Raw genomic sequence first — 340 nt, forward strand, 5'->3', positions numbered from 1 at the left:
TATCAAGATACTCTGATATAGGACGCTTACCTTATTTTTCAACACTGCTTCAAATATACTTTCACGTTCTGCTTGTAAGGGGTCATTGGTAAATTCTCTTCCATTATCTGTTTGGACCGTCTTTATCTTAAATCCCATTTTTTCTTCTAAATCTAGTAAGAATTGGGCTGTATGGGTGACGCTCTTTTCATCGACTATTTTACATACTCGCTTACGACTATATTCATCAATGGCTGTAATTTGATAATATCTTTTATCACCACTATCCCATTTGATACAGCTTTGTGGGACATACTTTATATCGATTGGTACTTTTTCTCCCAGATATCTCACTTCTGTT

1 protein-coding gene is annotated in these 340 nt (G+C 35.0%); it reads right to left on the reverse strand.

Translation table 11 applies throughout. The annotated features are described in order from the left end of the window. Positions 1-340, reverse strand: a 340-nt coding sequence (locus HMPREF2811_RS06885; protein WP_141749274.1) for a DDE-type integrase/transposase/recombinase, incomplete at both ends; no start/stop codon positions are given.

Origin of the sequence: Globicatella sp. HMSC072A10 (assembly GCF_001811625.1) — a bacterium.
Taxonomy (GTDB): domain Bacteria; phylum Bacillota; class Bacilli; order Lactobacillales; family Aerococcaceae; genus Globicatella; species Globicatella sanguinis.